The following is a 15430-nucleotide window of genomic DNA, read 5'->3' on the forward strand; positions in this document are numbered from 1 at the left end:
TTACTCGACGGCGACGATCTGCGAGCCGCCTGCTGCCTGATCGGTCGGGAAAACTTCCATGCGCGAGACGTCGACTGCATCGGGCAGCGAGAGCGCCGTTGCAATCAGTTCCGCGATGTTGTCAGGCTGGATCGAGCGATGGGCGTCGTAGAGCTTTTCGTTCGCGCCTTGCGCGCCGAGCGCGGTGCGATACAGGCTCGTCTGCACGCGGCCGGGCGCAATCTCGGTGACGCGCACTTTCGTGCCGAGCAGATCGCAACGCAGCGAATCGCAGAACATGCTGATCGCGGCCTTGGTCGCGCCATAGACGGCCGTGTTCGGATGCGGAAAACGCCCCGCGCTCGACCCGACAAAAAACAGGTGACCGCGCTTGCGTCGGGTCATGCCGTCGAGTGCCATGTGAGCAAGACGCAACGGCGCGCGCAGATTGATATCGATCATGCGGTCGATATCCGTCAGCTCGCTCTCGCCGAATTTCGCAATGGCAGGCAGCAGGCCAGCGTTATTCACGACGACGTCGATTTCGACGCGCTCGAACAGATCGCGCAAAGGCGTCGTGTCCTGCAGATCCAGCGCGATCGGCGTGACGTTGCACTCGCTCGCGAGCGCATCGAGCGCCTTTGCATCGCGGCCGAGTGCATAGACGTGCAGCCCGTCTTTGACGAGCCGCTGCGCAACGGCGCGCCCGATGCCGCTCGATGCACCCGTAACCAGTGCGGTCCGGTACAAATGGGAAGTCATGTTTTCAACCTCTGCAAACAGTGATGACACGTTCAGATCACGCCTTCTTCGAGGAAGGGCTTGTTCTCGACCACGCGCTCATAACCGAGCGGTTTGAGATCGAGTGAACGGTATTGGCCGTAGACGATCAGCTCGCTCAAGCCCCGGCCGATCGCGGGAGACTGCTGCAGGCCATGTCCGCTGAATCCGTTGGCAAACAGGAAGTTCGTGACCTCGGGATGCGGGCCGACGATCGCGTTATGGTCCAGCACGCAGAAGTCGTAATGGCCCGCCCACGAATTGACGACCTTGATGGCTTCGAACGCAGGAATGCGTTCGGCGAGGGCGGGCCAGATGATTTCTTCGAACTCGGAATGGATCACGTCGAAGTCGTCGACATCCGCAAGCGGATCGGGGTCGGGGTAGCAGCCCGTCAGGTAGTACTGTCCTTCGGGCCGGAAGAAGATGCCCGTCGTATCGATCGTGAGCGGGACGGTGCCTTGCAGCGGCGTGCGGCAGTCGAATACGAACAGGCAGCGCTTTCTCGGCTCCACAGGAATGTCGAGGCCAGCGAGTCGCGCCATCGCGGGGCCGCGTGTGCCCGCTGCGTTCACCATCAGGCCGCAACTGATGCTCTCGCCGCTCTTGAGCTTGATGCCCTTGATGCTCGGGCCTTCGCGAACCACATCGACCACTTCGTTTTCGATGTATTCGATACCGAGCGAGCGTGCCTTGCGGCGCATGCCTTGAAGCAGCCCATAGCTGTCGAACCAGCCTTCGCCGCATTGTCCGTAGACGCCGTTCACGAGCCCTTCGGTATTCAGCCACGGAAAGCGTTCTTTCAACTGCGCCTGATCGAGCAGCGCGACATCGGCGCCGTTTTCGCGTTGCGTCGCGTAGTTGCGCTCGAACATCGGCGCGCCTTTGGCATCGCCGAGGTACAGGTAGCCGTTTTCCTTGAAACCGAGTTCGGGCGCGTCGCCATCAACTTCCACGAGTTCGTGAAACTTGCGAATGAACTCGGTGCCGAATTGCGAAATGCGGATGTTCAGCGGATTCGAAAACTGATGCCGGATCGAAGCGCTCGACAGCGCCGTCGCGGATTTCGCGTAAGTCCAGTCCCGCTCGACGACCAGCACCGAGCCGTTGAAGTCCGGGTTCGTCGCGAGAAAGTACGCGGTCGCGCTGCCGACGACTGCGCCGCCCACGATCACCACGTCGTAGTGGTTCTTTGTTGCTTGCTGTGCCATCTCAATGCTTCCAGAAAGTCGATCGGGTTAGCGGCGCTTACCTGTTGTTCGGATCATCTTCGAAGTGGCCGTCGGCAGCGAACTGGCCACCCTGAAAACGCACGGCGGGATGGCGCGGATCGCCGATGGGCGTGTTCGCATAGACCTCGGCGCGATACGCATCGGCGGAATCCTTCGGGCGGTAGCCGAGGTAGCCGGCCTGCGTGTTGTCCCAGAAGTTCGCGCTGTTGTTCGAGTTGCCGTAGACGATCATATGGCCGACGCTCGGCGTCATCAGCGCCTGAATGCACAGGTGCGAGAAGTCGTCGTAGGAAAGCCAGGTGGCCAGCATGCGGCGGTCGACGGGTTTCGGGAAACACGAGCCGATGCGCACGCACACGGACTCGAGCCCGAACTTGTCGAAGTAATAGCGCGACAGGTTTTCGACGAAGGTCTTGCTCACGCCATACAGGCTGTCCGGGCGTTGCGGCACATTGGCATCGATGGTCTGCGTGCATTCGTAGAAGCCGATCGCATGAACGGAACTCGCGTAGATCACGCGCTTTACGCCTTCCTGGCGCGCCGCTTCATAGATGTGATAGCTGCCCGCGATATTCGAATCGAGAATGATCTGAAACGTGTTCTCGCGCGGCGCGCCGCCCAGATGGATGACCATGTCGACGCCTTTCATCATGTCGAACACGGCGTCGCGGTCGGCCAGATCGCAGACGAAGTGACGCTCGTTCGCGCGCACTTCGCCGAGCGGCGCGCGGTCGCTGAGCGACAGTTGTTCGGCGTACGGCCGCAGCGATTCGCGCAGCACAGAGCCGAGCGCGCCCGCGGCGCCCGTGATCAGGATGTTCTTGAACGGAGGCTTGCTGATGTCGGTCATGTCTGTTCCTTACTTTCCTGCCGGTGCTTTCAGGGCATCGAGCGTTAGACCGTAGTCGTCGCGCAGTTGCGCTTCGGAGATGTACTCGTTGCGGATGTCGCGCAACAAGGCTTCGCGGTCGCGTTGTTCCGGCGAACCAACGCCGCCGCCGCCCGGCAGGGACAGCGTGACGCGTTCATGCTCGGCGACGGCCTGCGTCCCTTTGCCCTTCATCCTCGTGCCGTCCGACAGTGTGACCCGACCCGGCGCGCCTGACTGGCCGCCCGACTGTCCACGCGCGGGGTGATCGATGCGATCGAACATCGCATTGAAGCGGAAGTGGTAGCCTGCGCGCGGCCCGATTTCGACGATCTGGCCGAGGCCGCCGCGCAGCTTGCCTGCGCCGCCCGAGCCCGAGCGCATTTCCTTGCGCCACACGACGATCGGTCCGACCTGCTCTGTGGCTTCGACGGACATCGCATGCACGCCGCTCGGAAACGCAGTGGCGGACAGTCCATCGAGTTCCGCGCGCGCGCCGGTGCCGCCGCTGTTGAACATCAGGATCTCGCTGCCCTTGAGGCCCGAATCTTCATGCACGGGACGCGCGCTGACGTGCAGGTTCCACAACGCGCCGGAGCCTTCCGCTGGCACGCGGTCCGGCAGGATCTTGTGCAATGCGCCCAGAACGAGGTCGGGCACGAAGTGGCCGAGCACATGGCGAACCGCGACGGGACTCGGGCGTTGCGCGTTCAGGATGCAGCCCGCCGGCGCCGCCACGCGGAACGGTTCCAGCGATGCCGCGTTGTTCGGCACCTCCGGCGCGATGATGCACTTCAGGCCGTAGCATGCATACGCTTTCGCGTAGAGCAGCGGTACGTTGATGCCGTACGGACTGGCCGGCGAAGAACCGGCGAAGTCCGCCAGCAGATGATCGTCGCCGACGGTGAGCGTCACGTTGAGCCTGACGGGCGTGTCGTAGCCGTCGAGCGTCATGTCGTTGGTCTGTGTGCCTTTCGGGAGCGCGGCAATGCGTTCGAGTGTTGCTTCGCGGCTGCGCGCCAGAATGTATTCGCCGATCCCTTCGACGTCTTTCAGGTCGAACTCCCCGAGCATCTCCAGCAGGCGCTTGTGGCCCGTTTCATTGCATGCCGCCAGCGCGTAGAGATCGCCGACGACCTTGTCGGGCTCACGCACGTTGTTGCGCAGGATGTTGATCAGATCGCGGTTGACTTCGCCGCGCTCGATCAGCTTCATGATCGGCACGAACAGACCTTCTTCGTAGATTTCGCGCGAGTCCGGCCCGAAGCCGCGGCCGCCGATATCTACCACGTGCGCCGTGCTGGCGAAGTAGCCGATCAGTTCGCCGTCGTGAAAGGAAGGAGAGACGACCGTGAAGTCGTGCAGGTGGCCCGTGCCTTTCCACGGATCGTTCGTGAGGTAGACATCGCCCTCGTACATTCTGTCGACGCCGATGTCGTTCATGAAGTGCTCGACGGCTTCAGCCATCGTGTTCACGTGCCCGGGCGTGCCCGTCACGGCTTGCGCGAGCATGCGGCCGCGCCTGTCGAATATGCCCGCGGAGAGGTCGCCCGCTTCGCGCACACTGGTGCTGAACGCCGTACGGATCAGGGCCATCGCCTGTTCTTCCACGACGGAAATCAGGCGGTTCCACATCACCTGCATGTGGATCGTGTCGAGATTGTCAAGGGACATGTGGTTTGGCTCCTGATCAGCGGGTGGCGTTCGGTTCTTTGGCGACGACGAGCAGACATCCGTCGGGCTGCACCGTCGCATCGAAAGACGAGGTCACGAGCGTCGAGGTTTCCGGCTCGACGATGATCGCAGGTCCCGTCACGCATTCGCCCACCTTCAGCGAAGCGCGTTCGACAATGGCCGCTTCGACGAAACGATGCAGGGCCGCGTCGAAAATCTTGCGGGTCTTTGCAGCGGCTACGGCATCGCGCGACGTCACGAGTTGCAGGCGCTCGACGGGTGGCATCGGCGAGCTTGCCTTCACGGCCCAGCTGACGATTTCGATGTCGAGACCATCGATAGGGCGGCCGAAGAACTGCGTATAGGCTTTCGTGAACGCATCCGCGAAGGTAGTGCGATCGTCGGCGGCGAAACGGCGGTGTGGAATTGTCACAGGGATTTCCCAGCCCTGGCCGACATAGCGCATGAACGCCTTGATTTCGACGAGCGGTTCCGCATCGCCCGAGCCTTGCCGCGCGAAGTGCACGGCTTCTTCGCTCAACTGACCGACGATCTCGTTCAGTGCATCGGCATCGAAGTCGTTGAAGCGCATGCTCGCGCTGCGCACGCTTTCATAACCGAACGGCGCGCGCAGAAAACCGATCGCAGAGCCGACGCCCGCGCCCGGCGGCACGATGAACTTCCGGATACCGCTCTTCTCGCACAGACGCGCCGCGTGGAGAGGACCTGCGCCGCCGAAGGTGATCATCGTGTAGTCGCCGATGTCCTTGCCGCTTTCGACAGCATGTACGCGCGCCGCATTGCTCATGCTCTCGTCGACGACCTCGGCGACGCCATAGGCGGCTTCCTCAGCGTTGAGATCGATTGCGCCGCCCACTTCCTCGACCATCGCGGTGGCGGCGTTGTCGGTGGAGAGCGGGATCGTGCCGCCTGCGAAATTGGCGGGATCGAGGCGTCCGAGCAGCAGATCGGCGTCGGTCACGGTCGGCTGCGTGCCGCCGCGCTGATAACATGCGGGGCCGGGCTCCGATGCTGCGCTATGCGGGCCTACGCGAATCTGGCGCATCACGTCGAGCGATGCAATTGAGCCGCCGCCCGCGCCGATTTCGACCATCTCCACGACAGGAATCGAAATGGGCATGCCGCTGCCTTTCTTGAAGCGATAGGTGCGGGCGACTTCGAACGTGTTGGCCGTCTTCGGCGTAAGGTCGTCGATCAGGCAGATCTTGGCGGTGGTCCCGCCCATGTCGAAGGAGAGCACGCTGTTCAGATCGTAGCGCGCTGCGATGTGCGCGGCGAAGATCGCGCCGCCCGCCGGGCCCGATTCGACGAGGCGAACCGGGAACGCGGACGCGCTTTCGATCGAGACGATGCCGCCGCCCGAGTGGATGATAAAAAGCGGGCACACTGCGCCCGCTTCGCGGACCTTGCCGAGCAGGCGATCCAGATAGGACTTCATGATGGGACGCACGTAGGCGTTCGCGCAGACCGTATTGAAGCGCTCGAACTCGCGAATCTGCGGCGACACTTCACTCGATATCGACACGGACACGTTAGGCAGACGCTTCTCGATCGCATCGCGCATCATGCGTTCATGCACGCCGTTCGCATACGCGTGAATGAAACCGATCGCGACGCTCTCATAGCCGCCTTGCACGATACGGTCGACGATCGATTTGATTTGCGCTTCCGTCGGCGCGAGCAGAATGCCGCCTTGTGCGTCGATCCGTTCACCGAGCGTGAAGCGGTCGCAGCGCTCGATCAGCGGGGGAGGGAGCTTGATGTTCAGATCGTATTGCTCGAAGCGGTTTTCCGTGCGCATCTCGATCGTGTCGCGAAAGCCTTCCGTCGTGACAAAGGCCGTCTTTGCGCCGCGTCGCTCGATGAGTGCGTTGGTGGCGAGGGTGGTGCCATGGATGATGACACCGATATCCTGCAGCGCGATACCGGCCTTGTCTGCAACGATGCCGATGCCTTTGATGATGGCACGTTCGGGCGCCGTGTAATCCGTTAGCACCTTGGTGGAGAACAGCGTTCCACCGAGTTCGAGCGCAACGTCGGTGAAGGTCCCACCGATATCAACGCCAACCCGTGCGTTGTCGTGACTGGCCACCATGATTCTCCTGTTTAACCAATGACATGCGCCGGGTATGTCCCGGCGAAAAAGACCGCCGACGATCGCTCCGGCAGTGCTTCGTTTCCTTTCTCCATCAAGCGTCGGAAGAGCTATTTTTTTGTTCGTTGACATATGATGAGTGACGTCTTACAGTGCTGTCAACACGAACAAAATGAATTTCGTATCCAGGCCATTTTTGATTGCTCCTGTTTCTTTGTAAAGCACGGTTTTATAAGCGTTTTCGTGAGATTTCGTGGTTTGGCTCGGTCTGCGGCCGAGGCGCTGCGAGTGAGGAGGTGGAACGGTAGTGGACGCGAAAAATCGGGATTTTCCGTAAAATTCGGGCACACTGAGGGCCCGACGGCAGAGGAACAACGATGAAGGTTTTGGTGCCAGTGAAGCGGGTGGTCGACTACAACGTGAAGGTCCGCGTGAAGTCGGATGGGACGGGCGTCGACATCGCGAACGTAAAGATGTCGATGAATCCGTTCGACGAGATTGCCGTCGAGGAGGCGGTGCGCCTGAAGGAAGCGGGTGTCGCGACGGAAGTGATCGCGGTGTCGGCGGGCGTCGCGCAGTGCCAGGAAACGCTGCGCACGGCGCTGGCGATCGGCGCGGATCGCGCGATCCTCATCGAATCGAATGAAGACCTGCAGCCGCTGGCCGTGGCCAAGCTGCTGAAGGTGCTGGTCGACAAGGAACAGCCGCAGCTGGTGATTCTCGGCAAGCAGGCGATCGACGACGACTCGAACCAGACCGGCCAGATGCTCGCTGCGCTCGCGGGCCTGCCGCAGGCGACGTTTGCTTCGAAGGTCGTTGTGGCTGATGGCAAGGCGACCGTATCGCGTGAAGTCGATGGCGGTGCCGAAACGCTGTCGCTCAAGCTGCCCGCCGTGGTGACGACCGATCTGCGCCTGAATGAGCCGCGCTATGTGACGCTGCCCAACATCATGAAGGCAAAGAAGAAGCCGCTCGAAACCGTGAAGCCCGAAGACCTGGGCGTCGATGTGACGCCACGTCTGAAGACGCTCAAAGTCAGCGAGCCGCCGAAGCGTTCCGCTGGCGTGAGGGTGCCGGACGTGAAAACGCTGGTCGAGAAGCTCAAGACGGAAGCCAAGGTGCTTTGATCGACGCGAATTTTGCGGAAAGCGGAGACGAATGAAATGACGATTCTGGTAATTGCTGAACACAACGCACCGAAGGGAGTCCCCGTGGGGGGCAACGCGTCGATCAAGGCCGCGACGCTGAACACGGTCGCTGCCGCGCAGAAGATCGGTGGCGATATTCACGTGCTGGTCGCGGGCCACAACGCACAGGCAGCGGCTGAAGCCGCATCGAAAATTGCAGGCGTAGCGAAGGTGCTGCTCGCCGATGCGCCTCAACTCGAAGCGGGCCTCGCCGAAAACGTCGAAGCGACGGTGCTGACGCTTGTGCAAGACCCGGCGAAGGACTATTCGCACATCCTTGCGCCCGCGACCGCTTACGGCAAGAACATCGCGCCGCGCATCGCCGCGAAGCTCGACGTCGCGCAGATCAGCGACATCACGGCGGTCGATAGCGCGGACACGTTCGAGCGCCCGATCTACGCTGGCAACGCGATTGCAACAGTTCAATCGCAAGACCTGGTCAAGGTCATCACGGTGCGCGCAACCGGCTTCGACCCGGTGGCAGCAGAAGGCGGCAGCGCATCGGTCGAGAAGATCGACGCCGCAGCCGATGCAGGCATCTCACAGTTCGTGAGCCGTGAAGTGACGAAGCTGGACCGTCCGGAACTGACGTCGGCGAACATCATCGTGTCGGGTGGCCGGGGTCTCGGCAGCGGCGAGAACTACACGAAGATTCTCGAGCCGCTTGCCGACAAGCTCGGCGCGGCGATGGGCGCATCCCGCGCAGCCGTCGATGCGGGCTACGTGCCGAACGACTATCAGGTCGGCCAGACCGGCAAGATCGTTGCGCCGCAACTGTACGTCGCGGTGGGCATCTCGGGCGCGATCCAGCACCTCGCGGGCATGAACGACTCGAAGGTGATCGTCGCGATCAACAAGGACGAAGAAGCGCCGATCTTCAGCATCGCGGACTACGGTCTGGTGAGCGACTTGTTTGAAGCAGTGCCAGCCCTCGTAGCCGGGATCTGAACGGCAACCGAAACAACAAACCTGAGCGCGCGGTATCGCTGCGCGTTATGACTATCGAACCCGGAGAGCATCCAGCATGATTTCCACGACCGATCCGCATACTAATCGAAAACCTCGAAACGTTTCCCAAGCCGAGTGGGACACACGTGTGCAACTCGCGGCAGCCTATCGGCTGGCAGCAAAGTTCGAACTCACGGATCTGATTTACACCCACATCTCGGCCCGCGTGCCCGGCATCACCGACCAGTTCCTGATCAATCCCCATGGCTGGTTCTTTGACGAAATCACGGCATCGTCGTTGGTGAAGATCGATGTCAACGGAAATCCGATCGGCGATGATCGCTTCGAAGTCAATGCTGCGGGCTTCACGATTCATAGCGCGCTGCATCAGGCGCGACACGACGTCGAGTGTGTCGTTCATCTGCATACGACGTACGGCATGGCCGTCGCAGCGATGGAGTGCGGTCTCCTGCCGTTGAACCAGATCAGCATGCAGTTCTATAACCGCGTGGCGTATCACGAGTACGAGGGCATTTCGCTGGAACTCGATGAGCGCGAGCGCATAGTCGCATCGATTGGCAGCAGAGACTATCTGATCCTGCGCAATCATGGCCTTTTGACTACGGGCCGCTCGGTTGCAGAGGCATTCACACGCATGTTCTATCTGAACAGGGCTTGCGAAATTCAGGTGGCGACACTGTCAGCGGGACAGAAGGTCGTCATTCCTTCTCCCGAGGTGTGCGAGCACGCCGCGAAGCAGCACGATGACTATGCCTACCTCGGTACGGTGCATCTTGACCGCGAATGGACGGCGTTGCTGCGGCTGCTTGAGCGTGATGGCGCGAACTATCGGGTTTGATATCGGATATACCCGTAGTGATTCAAGGAAGAACGCGCTGCCCGTCGGGAACCTCAGCTCGAGCGACGAACGAGGTTCATCATGCCGGTTCGGGGGAAGTGAAAACTGGTTGTACTGCAATGGCGCAAGTCGATCTGTGGACCAAGCGCTCACTAATGAGACCCGCTCCCGGTCTGGAGCGCGGTGTGAGGCCAGGATATTTACGGACCGGTCGAACAAAGAGGTCCCGTGCTGTTGCAGTTCTTCGATTATCGGCAGGTACGGGTTACCGTTTGCGCGCGCATTGGCGATCACCGCGCCCCTCGATGTTGCGTAGACGTCGCGACCATGTGCGCTGGTGTCCAGCTCGCGGTGTCGCGCTTGTCACGCCGGCTTGTGGATCGCGTTGTACGCGCTGGCCTCTTCGAGGAGCCACGCTCTGAAAAGTTCGAGCGGCTTGCCATGGCTGAGTTCGGTCGGATAAACGAGGTAGTAGGCTGAATCAACCGCGGAGGCCACTTCGAACGGAATGACAAGGCCCTGCTGTTTCAGATGCCCATCGACAAAAAATTTCGGAACCAGCGCGATTCCTAGTCCCGCCGCTGCGGCGGCAATCAGCATCGTGTACAACTCATAGCGCACACCTTGCATCGTCGAATTGTCCTCGATGCCCAGATTGAAAAACCAGCGCGTCCATGCGTCGGGGCGAGTCGTGGAGTGAAGAAGCGGATAGTTGAGCAACTCGTGCGCTTTTCTTATCGGTCTGGATAGCAGCGACGGCGCGCAGATCGGTACGACTTCTTCCCCGAACAGATAATCTGCGGACGTGCCAGGCCAGGTGGGCTTGCCGTAGTGAATGGCCGCCTCGAAGTGCGATTCCTCGAAGTCGAACATGCCGGTCTGCACACCCATGTTGACCCGTACGTCGGGCGTTCGATCGTAGAAGTCCTTCAGCCGGGGAATCAGCCAGTGCGAGGCGAATGTCGGAAGCACGGCAAGTTCGAGATAGCCGCCGCCGCTGCCGTGCGCAATGATCGAAAGCGTATCGCGGTCCAGATTCTCCAGCGCCCGGCGCACCTGCGTGCCGTACAGCCGCCCGGCCCGGGTAAGAACCACGCGCTGCTTCGCACGAACGAAGAGGCGCACGCCGAGATTCGATTCGAGCGTCGCTATCTGCCGCGACACTGCGCTCTCAGTCAGAAACAACTCCTTGGCCGCATGCGTGAAGCTCTCGTGCCGCGCTGCGGCTTCAAAGGCCATTAGCGCACCCATGTTCGGAATCTTGAACTTGCGCATCTTGGTTCCAAAAACTCATCAAGTGACAATTTTATATCGCTTTACGAGGTCCGCAAGGATTCCAATAATGCGAATCACGTCAGGTTCTCCTTTAACCGGAAGGCAGAAGGATGACCCATTCCCGCCTTCGCGGCGGTCTGCTCTGAGAGATAAGCGATGCGCAATGCGAACGTAGAACGTCTGTTGACGAAGCTGCTCGGCCACGAAAAGACTGAACTCCTGTTTTCGACGCTGAATGTCCCGGCTATCCTGCAGGACTGGGAGGACGGTACCGTCACGCGTGCCGAACTGGCGCAAGCCATGAACATGGCGCTTTTCGAGGACCTGCTACAGCGCTCGCCGAACGGACGCACGTACACGAGTGACGCCATCGCCAACGGTGGCTCGGTGTACTTCGACCATGGGGCGCTTCGTACTGTCCGCTGGCCGCATAACGGAGCGCTGCCTCCGGGCGAAGGTGCTTTCACCCGAATCCTGCGTCCGCTGGGTTTCAGGCTGAACGGTCGCTACCCGTTGGACAAGCTCGGCATGACGGGCCGCGCGTACGCGCACGAAGACGCGCCAGACGAGATCGCGCAGTTTTTCGTCAGCGAACTGCACCCCGAGCGGTTTTCGAAGGAATTTCAAACGGCCGTCACCAACGTCGTGAAATCGTCGAAGGACCCGTTGACGCCGCTCGCGATTTCGCAACTGTCGGATCTTGAACGCGATGGCTCGCTGCCATTCGAGGCGGCTCAGGAATTGCTGCCCGTCATCGTTCGCGCATTCGCCCGTCAGCACGACATTCCCAGCGAAGCAGACTATGCAACGCTGCTGCTAGAGTCCGCCGAGATGGCGTGGATTTCGACGGAAGGCAATGCTTTTAACCATGCAACGGACCGCGTGGACGATGTGTTCGCATTGTCGGATGCCGAGAAGGCGAAAGGCCGGCCCATGAAGCCCGAAGTCGAGCGTTCGCGTTCGGGCCGCGTTTTCCAGACGGCGTACCGTGCCGATACGGTCAGGCGTGAGTTCAGGTCCGCCGACGGCAGGACCGTGACGCGGGAAGTGCCGGGCTCGTTCTATGAATTCATTACGCGCAAGCGCGCGTTCGATCAAAAGGAGCGCCGCTGGCAGACCGACCTGCGCTTCGACGCCGGCAACGCGACGGGTATCTTCAAGATGACCGCCAACGCAGCGAAGTAACGTGAAAGCCGCCACACCGTTTCAGGCAAGCAAGAGTCTGCTTCAGGAAGTCGAAGCGGAGCTTCGGAGGTCGATTCGAGGTGAAGTCCGTTTCGATTCCAGTTCGAAGGCCCTCTATGCTTCCGATGCGTCGAACTATCGGCAGATACCGCTAGGCGTCGTCGTGCCCGCCGACGTCAATGATCTCGTTGCAGCACTGGGCGCGTGCCGTCGCAAGGACGTTCCGTTTCTGACCCGCGGCGGTGGCACGTCGCAGAACGGGCAGTGCGTGAACGTGGCGGTGGTGGCCGACGCAAGCAAGTATGTGAACCGGGTCGTTTCAGTCGATCCGGAAAGCAGGACGGCAATCGTCGAGCCAGGCGTCGTGTGCGATACGTTGCGCGACGCTGCGGAAAAGCACGGTCTCACGTTTGCGCCGGACCCGGCGACGCACAGCCGCTGCACGCTTGGCGGCATGATTGCCAACAACTCGTGCGGCGCGCATAGCGTCATGGCGGGCAAGACCGTCGAAAACGTCGAAGCGCTCGAAATCGTCACGTACGATGGCGCCCGCTTCTGGGTCGGGCCGACCACCGACGCCGAACTCGAAGACATCATCGCGCAAGGCGGTCGTCGCGGCGAGATCTACCGCAAGCTGCGCGATCTCCGCGATCGTTATGCGGACCGCATTCGGCACGAGTTCCCGCAAATCAGGCGGCGCGTATCGGGCTTCAACCTGGATCAGCTGCTGCCGGAGAACGGGTTCAACGTCGCACGTGCGCTGGTTGGAACGGAAGGAACCTGTGCCGTTACGCTTCAGGCGAAGGTCCGGCTCGTCCACAGCCCGTCATGCCGCGTGCTGCTTGTCCTCGGCTTTTGCGACATCTATACGGCAGCCGATGCGGTTCCTCATTTCAACCGCTTTGCGCCGATAGCGATCGAGGGTCTGGATCGCGGCATCATCCGGGGACTGCAGACGCGCGGGTTGAAGGCCGAGGAAATTGCGCTGCTGCCCGCTGGCGATGCGTGGGTCGTGCTGGAATTCGGCGCCGACACCATTGCCGATGCTATCCAGCAGGCCAACGATGCGCACGCCTGGTTTGCGGCGGGCGAGGGCGGCGTTGGTGTCACCGGCCTCGTCGTCGAAGATAAAGCGAAGCAGCAGAAGATCTGGTCGATCCGTGAGACGGGCGCCTCTGCTGTATCGCTATCAATCGATCGTTCAAAGCCTGACCCGATGGTTGGCTGGGAAGATGCGGCTGTCGATCCGCTGCGTCTCGGGGATTATCTGCGCCAATTTCAGGCACTCGTTGACCGCTATGGTTACGAGACGTGTCTCTACGGTCACTTCGGCGACGGCTGTGTTCACGCCCGTATCACGTTCGACGTCCGTACCGCTGAAGGGGTGCTGACGTGGCGGGGCTTCCTGCGCGAGGCGGCGCAACTGGTGGTCGATTTCGGCGGTTCGCTCTCGGGCGAACACGGTGACGGTCAGGCGAAGGCAGAGTTTCTGCCCATCATGTACGGCCCCGAAATCATGCAGGCGATGGAAGCTTTCAAGGCCATCTGGGACCCGGCGAACCGGTTGAATCCAGGCAAGGTCGTGAACGCCTATCGTGCGGATGAAAATCTGCGCATGGGGCCGTCGTACAAGCCGGTCAAGCTGACTACCCGACTCACGTTCGCGAGCCCTGAAGGCGACGGCATGCAACGCGCAGTCGAGCGCTGCATCGGGATGGGCAAATGCCGGTCACTCGAAGGCGGCACGATGTGCCCGAGCTTCCGGGCCACGAGAGAAGAGAAGTACTCGACGCGTGGGCGTGCTCATCTGTTCTGGGAAATGCTTCAGGGCGAAGTCATCACGAATGGCTGGAACAGCCATGAAGTGAAGGAAGCACTGGACGCCTGTCTTGCCTGCAAGGGCTGCAAGTCGGATTGCCCGACGCATACGGACATGGCGTCGTATAAGGCAGAGTTTCTTTCACACTACTACGAGAAGCATCGCCGGCCGAGGCAGGCGATGTTCATGGGGAGGATCGGACAATGGGCGCCATTCGCGAGTCGTTTTCCGTGGCTTATCAACTTTTTGGTGTCGACTCCGCCCTTGGCTCGTATCAGCAAGTGGTTCGCTGGCGTCGCGCCGCAACGCAATCTGCCCGTTTTCGCGCCTACGACGTTCAGAGCGCTGGCAAGCCGGCGTGGCATGGCGAACGGTAGAACCGTTCCGAAGCACGCGAAGAAGGTCATCCTGTGGGTTGACACGTTCAACGATCATTTTTCGCCGGAAATCGCAACGGCCGCCTTCGATGTACTGAGCCAGATCGGTTATCAGGTTGTGCTGCCCCGCAAGCGGCTTTGCTGCGGGCGGCCGCTCTACGACTACGGGCTTCTTGACGAAGCGAAAGCCTTGCTCCGCAGCGCCGTCGATGAACTGGCCGACGATGTCCGCACAGGCGTGCCTGTCGTTGGGCTCGAGCCGGGTTGTCTCTCCGTCTTCAAAGACGAACTGCTGAAGCAGTTGCCCGATGACGTGATGGCGAGAAAACTATCCGCGCAGACCTTCCTCTTCTCGGACTTCGTCGCGCGCGCGGACTTCGACTGGCCGAAACTCGACGCTGAAGTGGTCGTGCACGGTCACTGCCATCAAAAGTCGCTGTTCGGGATGAAGGGCGAGACGATGCTGCTGGACAAGCTTGGCGTGAACTGGAAGCTGCTCGATACGGGATGCTGCGGGATGGCGGGTTCATTCGGATTCGACGCCGGCCACTACGACCTGTCGATGAAAATCGCGGAAGACAGGCTGCTGCCGCTGGTGCGCGACGTGCCATCCAACGCCTTCATCGTGACGAATGGATTCAGCTGTCGCGAGCAGATCGAGCAGGGGGCAGGGAAGACGCCACTGCACATCGCCCAGCTTGCGTTGAAAGCACTCGAGAATATGCCGTCGATCCAGTCGGCGCCTTGACCGCGCGTGACGGGCGACCTGGCCTCGGTGTCGTAAGTCGACGCATCGTGGCGACGAGTTACTCGTCTATATAAATTGCATGCCGAACTAAATGAAGCGGGAGCGAAACACAGGCAGATAACGCTCCGAGCCGTTATCTGCCTCGTCGATGCCGCGTACCGAGCCAATGCATTGCGACCTCTCCCAAGTGACAAACCGTTCAGAAACGCCCGGCCTCGGGAATCTACCGACGTTTCAAAACGACCGCCTTATAGGCCTCGAAGCATTGTCAGCAAAGGCTTGATGATAAAAGTGCATCAGGTCGTGCATAGATATCGTTTGATGCACAGGTATTGGCTACGGACAATCCGCTCACGCCTTCACGCTGATGCCTTTGGCACCGA

Annotated in this window: 11 protein-coding genes; 5 read left to right on the forward strand and 6 right to left on the reverse strand. The window is 60.9% G+C overall.

Going from position 1 to position 15430, the window contains the following annotated elements; genetic code table 11:
- From VSR68_RS32670 to VSR68_RS32690, 5 genes are read right to left on the reverse strand one after another with little or no spacing between them, the layout of a single operon-like run.
- Positions 1 to 741 carry an SDR family oxidoreductase gene (locus VSR68_RS32670; protein ID WP_342943718.1) on the reverse strand — a complete coding sequence of 247 codons (741 nt, stop codon included), beginning with the start codon at positions 739 to 741 and terminating at the stop codon, positions 1 to 3.
- A 32-nt stretch (positions 742 to 773) separates the two neighbouring features.
- Positions 774 to 1970, reverse strand: coding sequence for an FAD-binding oxidoreductase (locus tag VSR68_RS32675; protein ID WP_342943719.1), 1197 nt, complete (start codon positions 1968 to 1970; stop codon positions 774 to 776).
- Positions 1971 to 2007: 37 nt separating this feature from the next.
- Positions 2008 to 2841, reverse strand: coding sequence for an NAD(P)-dependent oxidoreductase (locus VSR68_RS32680; RefSeq protein ID WP_342943720.1), 834 nt, complete (start codon positions 2839 to 2841; stop codon positions 2008 to 2010).
- Between the two features lie 9 nt (positions 2842 to 2850).
- Positions 2851 to 4533, reverse strand: a complete 1683-nt coding sequence (locus VSR68_RS32685; RefSeq protein WP_342943721.1) for a hydantoinase B/oxoprolinase family protein — start codon at positions 4531 to 4533, stop codon at positions 2851 to 2853.
- A gap of 16 nt (positions 4534 to 4549) precedes the next feature.
- Positions 4550 to 6649 (reverse strand): hydantoinase/oxoprolinase family protein, encoded by a 2100-nt coding sequence (locus VSR68_RS32690; protein WP_342943722.1) that lies wholly within the window; start codon positions 6647 to 6649, stop codon positions 4550 to 4552.
- Positions 6650 to 7026: 377 nt separating this feature from the next.
- On the opposite strand from VSR68_RS32690, the gene VSR68_RS32695 reads away from it, so the two are divergent.
- The 3 genes from VSR68_RS32695 (at position 7027) to VSR68_RS32705 (ending at position 9643) form a co-directional block, all read left to right on the forward strand.
- Complete coding sequence (locus VSR68_RS32695) at positions 7027 to 7776, forward strand: electron transfer flavoprotein subunit beta/FixA family protein (RefSeq protein WP_342943723.1); 750 nt, start codon at positions 7027 to 7029, stop codon at positions 7774 to 7776.
- A 36-nt stretch (positions 7777 to 7812) separates the two neighbouring features.
- Positions 7813 to 8784, forward strand: coding sequence for an electron transfer flavoprotein subunit alpha/FixB family protein (locus tag VSR68_RS32700; RefSeq protein WP_342943724.1), 972 nt, complete (start codon positions 7813 to 7815; stop codon positions 8782 to 8784).
- A gap of 76 nt (positions 8785 to 8860) precedes the next feature.
- Positions 8861 to 9643, forward strand: coding sequence for a class II aldolase/adducin family protein (locus tag VSR68_RS32705; protein WP_152764984.1), 783 nt, complete (start codon positions 8861 to 8863; stop codon positions 9641 to 9643).
- Positions 9644 to 10006: 363 nt separating this feature from the next.
- Here the strand turns inward: VSR68_RS32705 and VSR68_RS32710 are convergent, their stop codons facing one another.
- A complete protein-coding gene (locus tag VSR68_RS32710) occupies positions 10007 to 10918 on the reverse strand; it encodes a LysR substrate-binding domain-containing protein (RefSeq protein ID WP_342937277.1) in 912 nt (303 codons plus the stop codon).
- Positions 10919 to 11074: 156 nt separating this feature from the next.
- Between VSR68_RS32710 and VSR68_RS32715 the strand changes: the two genes are divergently transcribed.
- Together VSR68_RS32715 and VSR68_RS32720 are read left to right on the forward strand one after the other, a co-directional pair.
- Positions 11075 to 12103 carry a DUF1338 domain-containing protein gene (locus VSR68_RS32715; protein WP_342943725.1) on the forward strand — a complete coding sequence of 343 codons (1029 nt, stop codon included), beginning with the start codon at positions 11075 to 11077 and terminating at the stop codon, positions 12101 to 12103.
- 1 nt (position 12104) lies between these two features.
- On the forward strand, positions 12105 to 15047 hold the full coding sequence (locus VSR68_RS32720) for an FAD-binding and (Fe-S)-binding domain-containing protein (protein ID WP_321574750.1): 2943 nt from the start codon (positions 12105 to 12107) through the stop codon (positions 15045 to 15047).
- Positions 15048 to 15430: the final 383 nt, after the last annotated feature.

The sequence above is a fragment of the Paraburkholderia phymatum genome, assembly GCF_038900715.1.
In the GTDB taxonomy this organism is placed as follows: domain Bacteria; phylum Pseudomonadota; class Gammaproteobacteria; order Burkholderiales; family Burkholderiaceae; genus Paraburkholderia; species Paraburkholderia phymatum_A.